The organism is Streptomyces sp. NPDC058964 (genome assembly GCF_042741275.1).
In the GTDB taxonomy this organism is placed as follows: domain Bacteria; phylum Actinomycetota; class Actinomycetes; order Streptomycetales; family Streptomycetaceae; genus Streptomyces.
The window spans coordinates 1-12,743 of record NZ_JBHYKH010000252.1; the positions used below are offsets into that span (position 1 = coordinate 1).

14 protein-coding genes and 1 pseudogene are annotated in these 12,743 nt (G+C 69.2%); 11 read left to right on the plus strand and 4 right to left on the minus strand.

The genetic code is table 11. From position 1 onward, the window contains the following. Positions 1 to 240 precede the first annotated feature (240 nt). The gene (locus ACFW2E_RS27170) at positions 241 to 2,016 is read left to right on the plus strand and encodes an IS481 family transposase (RefSeq protein WP_384469701.1); all 1,776 of its coding nucleotides are present in this window, start codon (positions 241 to 243) and stop codon (positions 2,014 to 2,016) included. A 94-nt stretch (positions 2,017 to 2,110) separates the two neighbouring features. Here the strand turns inward: ACFW2E_RS27170 and ACFW2E_RS27175 are convergent, their stop codons facing one another. The 3 genes and pseudogenes from ACFW2E_RS27175 to ACFW2E_RS27185 form a co-directional block, all read right to left on the minus strand. Continuing rightward, complete coding sequence (locus ACFW2E_RS27175) at positions 2,111 to 2,500, minus strand: hypothetical protein (RefSeq protein WP_384469702.1); 390 nt, start codon at positions 2,498 to 2,500, stop codon at positions 2,111 to 2,113. Continuing rightward, positions 2,500 to 2,928 (minus strand): annotated as a pseudogene (locus ACFW2E_RS27180) (ATP-binding protein). Before ACFW2E_RS27180 ends, ACFW2E_RS27175 begins: the two are co-directional and overlap by 1 nt. Before the next feature lie 46 nt (positions 2,929 to 2,974). Beyond that, positions 2,975 to 3,382 (minus strand): NUDIX hydrolase, encoded by a 408-nt coding sequence (locus ACFW2E_RS27185; RefSeq protein ID WP_384469703.1) that lies wholly within the window; start codon positions 3,380 to 3,382, stop codon positions 2,975 to 2,977. A gap of 107 nt (positions 3,383 to 3,489) precedes the next feature. Here ACFW2E_RS27185 and ACFW2E_RS27190 point away from each other — a divergent pair, with 107 nt between their 5' ends. From ACFW2E_RS27190 to ACFW2E_RS27235, 10 genes are all read left to right on the plus strand, one after another. After that, positions 3,490 to 4,278, plus strand: coding sequence for a GntR family transcriptional regulator (locus ACFW2E_RS27190; RefSeq protein WP_384469693.1), 789 nt, complete (start codon positions 3,490 to 3,492; stop codon positions 4,276 to 4,278). Positions 4,279 to 4,447: 169 nt separating this feature from the next. Next, the gene (locus tag ACFW2E_RS27195; RefSeq protein ID WP_384469694.1) at positions 4,448 to 4,804 is read left to right on the plus strand and encodes a hypothetical protein; all 357 of its coding nucleotides are present in this window, start codon (positions 4,448 to 4,450) and stop codon (positions 4,802 to 4,804) included. Next, positions 4,804 to 6,180 carry an FtsK/SpoIIIE domain-containing protein gene (locus tag ACFW2E_RS27200; protein ID WP_384469695.1) on the plus strand — a complete coding sequence of 459 codons (1,377 nt, stop codon included), beginning with the start codon at positions 4,804 to 4,806 and terminating at the stop codon, positions 6,178 to 6,180. The genes ACFW2E_RS27195 and ACFW2E_RS27200 overlap by 1 nt, the downstream gene beginning before the upstream one ends. Before the next feature lie 85 nt (positions 6,181 to 6,265). Then, positions 6,266 to 6,889, plus strand: a complete 624-nt coding sequence (locus ACFW2E_RS27205; protein ID WP_384469696.1) for a DUF2637 domain-containing protein — start codon at positions 6,266 to 6,268, stop codon at positions 6,887 to 6,889. Between the two features lie 13 nt (positions 6,890 to 6,902). After that, positions 6,903 to 7,094: a mobile element transfer protein gene (locus tag ACFW2E_RS27210; protein ID WP_240120807.1), complete on the plus strand. Its 192-nt coding sequence runs from the start codon at positions 6,903 to 6,905 to the stop codon at positions 7,092 to 7,094. A gap of 16 nt (positions 7,095 to 7,110) precedes the next feature. Then, on the plus strand, positions 7,111 to 7,305 hold the full coding sequence (locus ACFW2E_RS27215) for a hypothetical protein (RefSeq protein ID WP_384469697.1): 195 nt from the start codon (positions 7,111 to 7,113) through the stop codon (positions 7,303 to 7,305). Between the two features lie 22 nt (positions 7,306 to 7,327). Then, a complete protein-coding gene (locus tag ACFW2E_RS27220) occupies positions 7,328 to 7,573 on the plus strand; it encodes a SpdD protein (RefSeq protein ID WP_384469698.1) in 246 nt (81 codons plus the stop codon). Between the two features lie 169 nt (positions 7,574 to 7,742). Beyond that, positions 7,743 to 9,032, plus strand: a complete 1,290-nt coding sequence (locus ACFW2E_RS27225) for a replication initiator (protein ID WP_384469704.1) — start codon at positions 7,743 to 7,745, stop codon at positions 9,030 to 9,032. Beyond that, the gene (locus ACFW2E_RS27230) at positions 9,025 to 9,264 is read left to right on the plus strand and encodes a helix-turn-helix domain-containing protein (RefSeq protein WP_101373891.1); all 240 of its coding nucleotides are present in this window, start codon (positions 9,025 to 9,027) and stop codon (positions 9,262 to 9,264) included. The genes ACFW2E_RS27225 and ACFW2E_RS27230 overlap by 8 nt, the downstream gene beginning before the upstream one ends. Beyond that, the gene (locus ACFW2E_RS27235) at positions 9,264 to 10,487 is read left to right on the plus strand and encodes a tyrosine-type recombinase/integrase (protein ID WP_384469699.1); all 1,224 of its coding nucleotides are present in this window, start codon (positions 9,264 to 9,266) and stop codon (positions 10,485 to 10,487) included. The genes ACFW2E_RS27230 and ACFW2E_RS27235 overlap by 1 nt, the downstream gene beginning before the upstream one ends. Positions 10,488 to 11,041: 554 nt before the next feature. On the opposite strand, the gene ACFW2E_RS27240 is transcribed toward ACFW2E_RS27235, so the two are convergent. Beyond that, positions 11,042 to 12,358, minus strand: a complete 1,317-nt coding sequence (locus tag ACFW2E_RS27240) for an ABC transporter substrate-binding protein (RefSeq protein WP_384469700.1) — start codon at positions 12,356 to 12,358, stop codon at positions 11,042 to 11,044. Positions 12,359 to 12,743 lie beyond the last annotated feature (385 nt).

Here is a 12,743-nt window from a genome sequence, read left to right on the forward strand (position 1 = left end):
GGAGCGGGGCGGAGACAGGAGCGCAGGCCCGGCCGGGGGCCGGGCCGCGCGCGGGGAGCGGAGCGAGCCGCCTTGAACCAGTAGAGAAAGTTGTAACTCAGTCGGTCGCGTGGGGCACTGTCTTGTCTCGGTTGATGCTTGACGTTGTGGCTTCACCTGATGCTTGACACCGCTTGCCTCGGCTTGGCTGTGCGCGTCTGATCGGCGCGTGCAGGGAGGGCCGGGGCCATGCTGGTGGAGCTGAGCGTGGTCGAGCAGCGGTATCACGCGGTGATGGAGGTCGCCGCGGGGGTTCCGGTCACCCAAGTCGCCGCCCGGTATGGGGTGTCGAGGCAGTCGGTGCACTCCTGGGTGCGCAAGTACGAGCAGTCGGGCCTGCCGGGGCTGGCGGACCGGTCGCACCGGCCGGTCTCGTGTCCGCACCGGATCGCGGCGGAGGTGGAGGCGGTGGTGTGTGAGTTACGGCGCCGGCATCCCGGGTGGGGTCCGCGCAGGCTGGTGCACGAGCTGGAACGCAGAGGGCTCGCGCCGGTGCCCTCCAGGGCGACGGTCTACCGGGTCCTGGTCCGCAACGGTCTCATCGAGCCGGGGGTGCGCAAGCGGCGCCGGTCGGATTACCGCAGGTGGGAGGGGTCGGCGGCGATGGAGCTGTGGCAGATGGACATCGTCGGCGGGCTGCTGCTGACCGACGGCAGCGAGTGCAAGATGGTCACCGGGATCGACGACCACTCACGGTTCATGGTGATCGCGAAAGTGGTTGAGCGGGCTACGGCTCGGGCGGTATGTCTGGCCTTTGGCGAGGCATTGATGCGGTTCGGAGTGCCCGACGAGGTGCTGACCGACAACGGCAAGCAGTTCACCGCCCGCTTCGGCTCCGGCAAGCCGGGAGAGACGATGTTCGACCGGATCTGCCGGGAGAACGGGATCACCCACCGGCTGACGAAGCCGCAGTCCCCGACCACCACCGGGAAGATCGAACGCTTCCATCAGACCCTGCGGCGTGAACTCCTCGACAGCCACGACCCGTTCGTGGACGTGGCGGCCGCGCAGATGGTGGTGGATGCCTGGCTGGAGGACTACAACCGGATGCGGCCGCATCAGGCCCTGGACATGGCCGTCCCGGCCAGCCGGTTCGTCCCCAGGCCGCGGTCCGAGCAGGACGCGTTGCCGGTGGTCCTGCCCGCCCGCCTCGACCCGGTCCCCGCGCAGGCACCCCCAGAGCCTCCGCCCGAGCCGGTGGCCGTGGCCTGGCCGATGGCCGAGGGTGAGGTCGGTGCGATCGAGGTGGAGCGGGTGGTTCCCGCGTCGGGGAACCTGAGCCTGCGCGGGCAGCAGATCTGGTTCGGTCCGGCCCTGGCCGGCACGGCGGTGACCTTGCGCATCGACGTGAGCCGGCTGCACGTGCTGATCGGCGGCGCACGCCACAAGACGCTGCCCTCGAAGCTGTCCGGCCGGGACCTCAAGGCCCTGCTGGCAGGCGGGGACGCCCGTCCAGCCGGGCCATGGCCAGATGATCCCGGCCCAGCGCAGGGCCGGAGTCGGGCGGTGGAGGTGGACCGCACGGTCAACGCGGTCGGCTACGTCGGTCTGGGCGGCGACAAGGTGCTGATCGGCTGGCCGTTCGCCGGGCAGCGGGTCACCCTCCGGCTGGACGGCAGAGTGCTCCAGGTCCTCGACGAGCAGCGTGTCCTGAAGGCCACCCTGCCCAGCCCGCTGCCGGCCTCGGCCTGCGGACGTCTGCAAGGTGGTCGTCCGGCCGGGCCGCCCCCGCTGCTGCCGCCGCCCGGCGAGCAGATCGCGGAGCGGACGGTCAGCAGTGTCGGTGGCTTCATGGTCGCCGGCCAGCGCATCCAGCTCGGCCGCGGCTATGCCCACCAGGTCGTCACCGCCCACCTGAGCGAGGACGTGATCCGCATCTTCCACGGCACAGAGCTGATCACCACCGTCCCGCGTGTCACCAGGAAGGAGGTGGTGGTCCGCAAGCCCGGCGAACACAACCGCCGGAAGATCGTCTAGGGAAGACGTCAAGCATCACCCGACGCCAACCCGTCAACCATCAACTGAGACTCGACACGGTCGCGTGGGGCACGGTCGCGTGGGGCGTCAGGCATCAGCTGGGATCCGACACGGTCGCGTGGGGCTTGAAGTCGTATGCGCAGGCTGGAAGTTCAACGCCCTGTCGGTGCGCGAGCGGCAGGAAGACCACTGGTCGGATGGTCCACGTGATGCGGATGCTGTCCTGGGTGACGGTGACCGTGCAAGGCTCGGATCGCAGCAGGGCATGCCGTGTTGCGATGCGGCCCTGGTACAGCCAGGCCCATGCCTGGTCGGAGGCGTCGGGGTCCAGGGCGGGGGAGATCGTGCGGAGTGTGACTGCCACCCATCTGTCTGCTTGGGGTGCCGAGTAGGCGTCGAAGAATCCGCGGAGTGCTGGCGGCTCCTGTTCGGTGAGGTCTTGCGTCCAGCACTCGCACCAGTAGCCGCGGCGGGGCTCGTTGATCAGCACAGGTGCTCTCCCCTGCGCGCGTCCGTGAAGAGCTCGGCGGTGACCGTCCGGCCGGCGTCGCTGTCGTGGACCACGACCCGGTGGGCGATCACGCTGACCAGGCTCAGGCCTCGGCCGTGCTCGGCATCGTCGGCCTGGTCCTCGGCCTTCGGGGCCGTGGCGGTGCCTCCGTCGTCTGTGACCGACAGGGCGATGGCTCGCCCCGAGACGGCTAGAGCCAGGTGGAACCTGCCGGACTCCAGGCCGCTTGCCGTGTGAAGGATCGCGTTCGCGCTCAGCTCGCTCACGATGAGTTCGGCGTCCGCGGCTAAGGGGGAGCCGCGCAGGATGTCGCGGGTCCATCGGCGGGCTCTGCTGACCTCTTCCGGAAATCCTGGGCAAGTGAGTCCTCAGACCCGGGCTCTACTCGTATACTCGTGCATACAAGTTCCTTCGTGCTGGTAGGCCGCCATGTGCAGCGGGTTCGGGCTAGACGAGTTTCACGCCGTCGTGGGCGCGGATGGCCGGCGGGGACGCCGCGTCGAGGGCGTCAAGGACGCGGATCGCGTACGCCTCGTCGGCGAGCTCGGTGACCTCTTCGCGGGTGGCCCAGCGCAGTGCGCGGGTTTCGTCACCGGTGGTGGGCGTGCCGTCGGCGGCTTCGCAGCGGAAGACCAGGGAGACGATCAAGCCCGTCATGTTCTTGTAGACGCCGGTCAGGGTCGCGGGAAGTGCGATCTTGATGCCGGTCTCTTCGAGGACTTCGCGCTGGAGGGCTTCGGGGATGGTTTCCTCGCGTTCGAGGACGCCGCCCGGGGGCTCCCACTTGCCGTTGTCGCGGCGCTGGATCAGGAGGGCCCGGCCGTGGGTGTCGACGACGACCCCGGCCACGCTCACGGAGTGCGGGCGTTCAGTGCTCACGTTCCTCGGCCCTCTCGGATGGCTAGGCTCTCCACCGTAGCAACTTCACTCGCCCACTCGTCTAGATACCTAAAGGAGTACGCGTGAGCCCTCTTTCTTCGGGCCTCCTCGGTGATCTCGACCCCACGAGCGATCGTGCGGTCTTCCGGCAGATCGCCGACCAGCTTCGCGAAGCCATCGACCGTGGGCGATTCCGCGAGGGCGAAAAGCTGCCCTCGGAGGCCGAGCTCGTCGAGCACTACGGGGTGTCCCGGATGACCGTCCGGAACTCCTTCTCCGTCCTCACGGGCGAGGGCCTGGTGCACGCCGAGCACGGCAAGGGCGTGTTCGTCCGGCCGCGTCCGCCCGTGCGCCGCCTCGCCTCCGACCGGTTCGCGCGGCGGCACAGGGAGCAGGGGAAATCGGCGTTCATCGTCGAGGCCGACGCCGCCGGCAGTCACCCGCAGGTCGACAACCTGGAGGTCAAGGAGGAGAAGGCCAGTCAGGACATCTCCACCCGGCTCGGGTCCGTGCGGCGGGTGCTGGTTCGCCGTCGGCGGTACCTGCTGGACGGGCGACCGGTGGAGTTCGCCACCTCGTACCTTCCGCTCGACATCGCCCGCGGTACGCAGATCGCCGAACCCAACCCCGGCCCCGGCGGCATCTACGCCCGCCTCGAAGAGCTGGGCCACCGCCTCGACCACTTCGAGGAAGAGATCCGCGCCCGGATGCCCTCGCCCGCCGAGGTCAAGACGCTCCACCTGGCGGCCGGCGTGCCCGTGATCCACCTGATCCGGACCGCCTTCGACACCGAGGGGCGGGCCGTGGAGGTCTGCGACACGGTCATGGCGGCGGATGCGTACGTGCTGTCGTACCAGCTCCCGGCGACGTGAGCGCGTGACGGGCGGTGGTGCGCGGGGCTGGTTCTCCGAACTCGTACACCCCGACATGCATACTCGTATAGACGAGTGGGCAAGTTGTGTGGCAAGGTGGTCCGCGTGATCCCGGAAATCGGGTTCGCGGATCGCATCTTGTATAGACGAGTAGATAGGGGAATGCGCCTTGCGCACCATCCGTGTTGAGACCTCGGCCGCGACGATCCTGCTCACCGAGGCTCCCGAACCCAAGGTCCGCGACCGGCAGACGGGCGAGATCGCCAAGGACGCCGTGAGCGGAGAGGCGCTGATGACGATCGGCGTCGTCTACATCGAGGACGGAGAGTCGTCCCTGATCAAGGTCACCATCCCGGAGGGCGGTGTCTCCGAGGGCCTCGTCCTCGGCGCGCCCATCTCACTGCCGGGTCTCGTCGCCCGACCGTGGGAGTCCGTGTTCAACGGACAGCAGCGCCACGGCATCGCCTACCGCGCCGCCGCCGTGACCCCGGCCGCCTTCCCGGTCGCCATGGGGGCCACCGCCTGATGACCGATCTCGCAACGCTTCTGGAGGTAGGTGGTCCTGTCGCCGCGCTCGGCGGTGGGGCCGCCTACACCCGGGCCAAACACCCGGGCGTCTACTGGTCCACGGTCGGCCTGCCGTTATCCACGGCCCGACTGCTCAGCTCGTACAGCTCGGTCATGGAAGCCTGCGGCCTGACCGTGGCGCCGTCCCGGCTTCGCGTCCTTGCCCTCAAGGCGACCACGCAGCGAGAGATACGAGCCGTCCCGCCGCGTCGGGGCATCATCCGGCCCACGACGACCGGCCTGCGGCTTCGGCTTCGCCTCGCACCCGGGCAGGAACCCGCCGACGTCGCCGCCTCGGCCGAACGTCTACGGCACGCCTGGGGCGTTCACGCCGTGTACGTCACGACCGTCAAGCCCGGCGTCGTCGAACTGCGACTCGTCGGGTACGACGTGCTGCGCCGCGTGCGGATGCCCCGCAAGGTCGGTGGCGGGTTCCTGAAGGTGCCGGTCGCCCTGCGGGAGGACGCGACGCCCTACGTACGTGACTACCGGGCCGTTCCGCACGGACTCGTCCTCGGAGCAACGCTGTCCGGCAAGTCCATGTACCTGCGCCACCTCATCTCTGGGCTCGCCCGTCAGCCCGTCGCGCTGGTGGGAATCGACTGCAAGCGTGGTGTGGAGCTGGCGCCCTTCGCCTCCCGCCTGTCGGCGCTGGCGACCGACCCGGACGAAGCGGCCGAGCTGCTGCCCGCGTTGGTCAGGGAAATGGAGGACCGGTACGACCTGATCAAGGCCCGGCAGGGAATCGCGCCCGGTACTCCGGACGAGGAGATCACCTCCGACATCTGGGGCCTGCCCGAAGACGAACGCCCCGTTCCCGTCGTGCTGTTCGTCGACGAGGTGGCCGAACTCTTCCTCATCGCAACCAAGAAGGACGAGGAGCGGCGGGACGAGATGGTCACCCAGCTCATCCGCCTCGCCCAGCTCGGCCGCGCCGCCGGCATCTACCTGGAGGTCTGCGGGCAGCGCTTCGGCGCCGAACTCGGCAAGGGCGCCACCATGCTCCGCGCCCAGCTCACCGGCCGCGTCTGCCACCGCGTCAACGACGAAGCCTCCGCCAAGATGGCCCTGGGTGACATCGCACCCGAAGCCGTGGCCGCCGCCTGTGCCATCGCACCCGAACGCCCCGGCCTCGCCGTCGCCGGGGACACCTCCGGCGGCTGGTCCCGCATCCGCACCCCCTACCTCTCCCTCGGCGACGCCGCCGAGATCTGCCGGGAGTCGGCCGACCTGGTGCCCGACATCCCCGCGCTCAAGCCGTTCCGGCCCCACATCCCCGTACAGCTGGCCAAGCCGTTGGGCGGAGCTGTTCAGCCGAACCCCGTGATCGGCTGACCCCCACCCACCCCTCACGGTCGGCGCGACCGCCTCGCGCCACGTCCCTACCCCTCCCATGCCTGAACCCGGAAGGAGCCGCACCATGCGCGCCCAACTGGCCCGCGTCGACGCGGTGCTCGTCCAGGCGCTCATCGCCGCCGCGCTGTCCTTCGCCCACCTGCATGACGTCGCCTCGGCGGCCGGACAGGACGGATGGAAAGCCTGGGCCTATCCCGTCTCGGTCGACCTGCTCCTCGTCGCCGCCTGGCGCCGACTGCGCACCGGCAACACGAAAGCCGCTGCCTGGTGCTGGTTCGTCATCGCACTCGCCGCATCCCTCGGCGCGAACATCGCCACCGCCGGGCTGCTCGACATGCACCAGGTGCCGGCCTGGCTGCGCATCCTCGTCGCCGGTTGGCCCGCGGTCGCCTTCCTCGGCGGAACACTCCTCGCTCACACCGCCCCGACGGCAGCCGACGACGTTGCGCGGGCCACCGACGACCAGGAGGAAGCACCCGACGTGTCCTCTGAGGCGCCATCCCAGCCGGTCACCGAGACGGCTCCCGTACGTCCGGCCGTGCCGGTCCCGGTCGCCCTGCTCGACCACGCACGCAAGGTGGCCACCGAGCACCACACCCGCACGGGCGCTCCCATCGACACCCCGACCCTCCGCGCCCGCCTCGGAGTCCCCGTGCCCATGGCCGAAGCCATCGCCGCCCAGCTCTGAAAGGAGAACGACTGTGACCGCCAACCGCCGCTTCCGCGACGTCACCCGCATCGGCCCCGTCCAGGTCGCCACCTCGTACGACAACCGGGGCCGCGAGAAGCACACCGCCGCCTGCACGGCCCCGCGCTGCGGCTTCTCCGCCGACTACGACAGCCGTGCCGCCGCCGAACTCGCCGCCCGCACCCACCGCTGCCCCGTCCGCTGAAAGGACCCCGAACGCCGTGACCGTCAGCCTGCCGCTCGTCTTCGTCCTCGGCTTCTTCGTCTGGGGAGCGATCAAGTTCCTCGGCGTCCGCCCCTGGATCGTCATCCTGATCGCCCTCTTCGGCTTCTGGCTCTCTCACACCTTCTTCGCCCCTGCCATCGAATCCGGCACGCGTACCGGCGTGACCGTCGTAAACGGCTCACATGCCTAGACGAGTAGATAAGGAGATCGCCGTGTTCCTGCCGAAGTACCCCGACAACCCCACCCCGCCGCCCGCGCACATCCACGTTCCGACCGACCCGGCGCCCGTCCGCCGTGGCCTGCCCCCGGTCTCCATCAGCACCGGAGCCGTGGTCGCCGTCCTCACGGGCGGAGTGGTCCTCACCGCGCTTCTGGCCGCCGTCGCCGTCTCGGCCGTCTCCGTGGCCATCGCCGCCGTGGTCCTGCGCTCCCTGCTCCGCGAACACAACCGGCGCTGATTAACCACTCCAGAACTCCGGGGCGGCGGGACACGGCCAAGCATCTGCCGCCCCGGAGGCCATCACCCCTGACCGAGCCAGTCAGAAGGAGCAAGCCATCCTCGCCCGCAGCACACCGCCCCCGCTCCCGGAACTCGCCAACCTCGCCGCGGACGGCACCCTCCCGGGTATCCTCCGCCAGCTCTCCGGCCTCGGAGGCTGCACCCACCCGATCCGCCTCGACGGCTACCGCACCGAGTACGACGTCGACACCGCGACCGGCGAGATCGGCCGCATCCTCCACCACCTCAACTCGACCGACTTCCCGGCCGGCCAACTCCTCGTCCGATGCAACAACCGCCGCACGACCCGCTGCGAGGCCTGCGCGGAGGTCTACCGCCGCGACACCTTCCACCTGATCACCGCCGGACTGCGCGGCGGCAAGGGCACCTCGGAACACGTCGCCACGCATCCTCGCGTCTTCGCCACCTTCACCGCTCCGAGCTTCGGCCCGGTACACAACCGCCGTACCGGTCCGGCCGGGACGGTCCGCCCTTGCCGCTGCGGCACCCTCCACGACCAGGACGACGACGCGCTCGGCACCCCGCTCGATCCGGATACCTACGACTACGAAGCCGCCGTGCTCTGGAACGCCCACGCCGGTCACCTCTGGCGGCGCTTCTCGATCTACCTGCGCCGAGAGGTCGCCAAGCGCGCGGGCCTGTCCCAACGCCGACTCCGCGAGCACGCCCGTGTGTCCTTCGCCAAGGTCGCCGAGTACCAGAAGCGCGGCGCCGTCCACTTCCACGCGGTCATCCGCCTCGACGGTCCCGACGGCGGCGACACCCCGCCCCCGGCCTGGGCCACCGCCGGGCTGCTGACCGACGCCATCAGCACCGCCGCCGCCAAGGTCCGCGTGGACGGACCGTCCATCGACGGCCGCGCCCACACCTTCGCCTTCGGCCGCCAACTCGACGTCCGCACGATCCGATCCGCCGACTTCAACGACGGCCAAGAGCTGACCGAACGAGCCGTCGCCGCCTACATCGCCAAGTACGCGACCAAGGGTGCCGAGACCGCGACGGGAGCTCTCGACCGGCCGCTGAAGTTCGCCGCCGAACTCGCCCGGCTCGACATCAGCGATCACGCCCGCCGCCTCATCCTGACCGCCTGGACCCTCGGCGCACGCAAGGACCTGCAACATCTCCGCCTGCGCGCTTGGGCCCACATGCTCGGCTTCCGCGGCCACTTCTCCACCAAGTCCCGCCGCTACTCCACCACCCTCGGCGCCCTCCGCGACGCCCGCGCCGAATGGCGCCGAGCACAAGCCACAGCCAACACACCAGACAGCGGGCCTGAGACGACGTACGTCCTCGCGCACTGGGTCTTCGCCGGCACGAGACTGTCCGACGCCGAAGCCTGGCTGGCCTCATCCATCGAACCCTCCCTCGGTACAGAAGGAGAACCCACCCGTGGCTAACCGACGTCTCGCCTTGGCCGACGTGGCCACCGAAACGCGTGTCCTGCCCTCGCGGTACCTCACCCCTGACGACCTAGTGGAGATGTTCGAGCTGCCCAGCGTCGAGACGGTCTACCAATGGCGCCGCAAGCGCACCGGCCCTCGGGGCTTCCGCGTCGGCCGGCACCTGCGTTTCGACCCGGCGGACGTGCGGGCCTGGGTGGACTCCCAGCGCGAGGGGGCAGCTGCCTGATGGCCGGGCACATCCAAGACCGTTGGTACAAGACCGAGGCCGGACCGGACGGCAAGGCGCGCAGGGTGAAGAGCGAGCGCTACGGCTCCGGCATGCGCTACCGGGCCCGTTACGTCGGCCCGGACGGTACCGAGAAGTCCAAGAGCTTCCCTGACCGACAGAAGCGTCTCGCTGATCAATGGCTGGCGCAGACCGAGGCGGACATGGCGCGCGGGCAGTACATCGACCCGCGCGCGGCCCGGATCACGTTCCAGCAGTACGCCGAGGAGTGGGTGACTCATGCGCCGGACCCGAACACGCAGGCCTCGATGGAGTCGCAGCTTCGGTTGCATGCCTACCCCTACCTCGGGTCGCGACCTCTGGGCTCCTTCCAGCCCGCGCACATCCGCGGCTGGGTGCGGCAGCTGCAAGAGAACGGCGTGCGTGGGTCGTACGCCCGGACGATCTACTCCAACGTCCGGGCCGCTCTGAGCGCAGCCGTAGACGACGGGCACCTTCCTCGGAACCCGTGCGCCGCCCGCTCGGTCCGGCCGCCGACCGTGGACAGCAAGCGCGTCGTCCCCTGGACGCCGGAACGGGTCTTCGCTGTGCGGGCTGGCATGGCCGAGAGGTACCAAGCGATGGTCGACCTGGGCGGTGGCTGCGGCTTCCGACAGGGCGAAATCCTCGGCGTGGCCGTGGACGCGATCGACTTCGAGTCGGAAACGCTCCACGTGGTCCAGCAACTCAAGCTGAGCCGCAGCAAGCCCGTCTTCGCCCCACCGAAGGGTGGCAAGCTCCGGGACGTGCCGTTGCCCGGTCCAGTCGCTGACGCCCTCCGGACCCACATGAAGCGGTTCCCGCCGGTCGAGATCACCTTGCCCTGGAAGGTGGCGGACGGCCCTCCGGTGACCAAGCGGCTGATCTTCACTGGGCCGCGCAGGGGTCACGTCTGGCGTACGTCCCTCAACGAGGAGGTGTGGAAGCGGGCCCTCGCCTCGGCTGGGGTGATCCCCGAACGGGAGCCGGGCGGGTCGTACGCCGAGTCCCGCGAGAACGGCATGCACGCACTGAGGCACTTCTACGCCTCGGTGCTCCTGGACGCTGGCGAGAACATCAAGGCCCTCGCCGAGTACCTCGGCCACGCGGATCCTGGCCTGACCCTGCGTGTGTACGCGCACCTCATGCCGTCCAGCCAGGAGCGCACACGCAAGGCTGTCGCTGCTGTCTTCGGCGATGTTTGAACCGAACTTTCAGACACTTGCAGCGCGATTCGTGACAGCCACTTTGCTTGGAAGTGGATTCCCGTTACGTGATTCGCGTTACGGATTCAGTTTCACAGTTCCAAATCACGCATCATGTTTCCGTCTAGACGATTACGTCTTCCGAATCTCGTTTCACGTTTGGTGATCCTGAATCTCTTCCGAATGAGATTTCGCGGCAAAGTTCCGCATCGCATCGCTGTCAACATCTTCGCGCCCGAGGATGGCAACAAGCTCACCGCCAAGGCGGCAAGGCCTAGCGCGCCTTACGGCGGGGTGCTGAAGATGAAGCCTACGCGAGCACTCGCGGGTATCGGAGTCGACTCAACACCCGATGCGCCTCGCCGGTTAATAGGGTAGATATAACGCCCTGAGCTGAGGCTTTTTGTCAACCGCCTGACGGGGTGTATGTTCCTCCTACCCAAATAGCGGAGATTGGGGGCGCCGCGGGGGGGGGCGGGGGTCGCGCGCCGCACCGGGGGAGCCCGGCCGCACCGTCTTCCTGACCTCGGTGGCGGTCGTCATGGTGCTGGTGCTCACTTCGCGGGCATCTGCTGCTGGGCCTTCTGGAGCGCCGCCTTCACCGAGTCGGTGGTCACCGGGCGTCCGGCGGCGGCGTCCGCGAACAGGCTCTTGACCGCCGTACCGACCGTGGTCTCGAACTGCGACTCCGCGGCGACCTGCGGCAGCGCGGCGGCGCTGGTGGCCAGGGTGTCCTTCAGGACGGCCGTGGTGGGGCCGGTGAACGCGGCGTCCGACTGGGCGGCCTTGACCGGCGGGATGGAGCTGTAGGCGGTGTTGAGGGTCTTCTGCTCCGCGTCGCTGGTCATGAACTTCACGAACTTGGTGGCGCCGTCGAGGTTGTCGGTGTTCTTGAATACGGCGAGGTTGATGCCGGCCACCATGGAGTTGACCTGGGTGCCGGTGCCGGGGGTGCCGGACTGCACCGGGACGGGCGCGATGCCGTAGTCGTCCTCGCTCATGCCCTGCGACTTGAGGTTGGCGGCCGCGGACTGCCACAGCAGCATCGCCTGCTTGCCCTTGGCGAAGTCGCTGACGGACTGGTTCTGTGCGTACTCGGCGTCCCCGGTGGGGATCGCCTTGTCCTTGGCCATCAGGCCGACGTACTGCTTGACCGCGGCGACCACGCCGTCGCTGGTGAAGTCCGGCTTGCCGTCGGCGGTGAAGAAGTCGGCGCCGTGCTGTTTGGCGAAGACGAAGACGTGGTGGATGTTCTCCGCGAGGTTCGCGCCCGCGGCGCCGAGGGCCGACTTGCCCTTGGCGGATATCTTCTTGCCGTCGGCGACCAGTTCGGCCCAGGTGGCCGGGGGCTTGGCGATGCCGGCGTCGGCGAAGATCTTCTTGTTGTAGTAGAGGGCGTACGCCATCGAGTACAGCGGTACGGCGGCCGGGTCCTTGCCCTGGGCGCCGGTGGAGCCGAGCGCCGAGTCGACGAAGCGGTCCCTGCCGCCGATCTTGGCGAAGTTCTTCGCGTCCCACGGCAGCAGTGCCCCGGTGGCCTGCAGGGAGGCGCTCCAGGTGTTGCCGATGTTCAGCACGTCGGGGCCCTGGCCGGACGTGGTCGCGGTGAGGATGCGGTTGAGCAGGTCCGACCAGGGGACGACCTCCAGCTTCACCTTGATGCCCGTCTGCTTCTCGAACTTGTCGAGTTCGGGCTGGAGGACCTTCTTGTCGACCGCGATGCTCGCGCCCTGGTTCGACGCCCAGTAAGTGAGCGTCTTCGGCGAGTCGTTGGACCCGCCGCCGGTCGACGAGCCTCCGCCGCAGGCCGAGGCCGCCAGAGCGAGAGACAGGGTGACGGCGCCGACGGCCGCGGCTCGGATGCTGCGCATGGCTCCAGGTGTCCCCTTCCGGGATTGCCATCATGGCTTAATTTAGGACGTGAGTTAAACCTCGGAAGGAAGAGACGTCAAGGGTTTGGACAGAGCGCGACGAACTCCGGTCACACCTCTTGACGGTTGTGTTCACGCCATGAAGCATTCCCCGGCGAGAGAGCGCTCCCTGAACTCCCCACCGTTCGCTTCCTGAACAAGGAGAGCCGCCCCATGCCTTCCGTCTCCCCGGATGTCCCTGCTCCGCGGGGTTCCTCCGTCGGCCGCAGAACCGTTCTCGGCGCCGCCGCGTCAGCCGCGGGGGGGGCGGCCCCCGGCGGCGCGGCGCGGGCGCCCCACGCGCCCCCGCGCCCCGCCCCCCCCCCCCCCCCCCCCCCCCCACCCC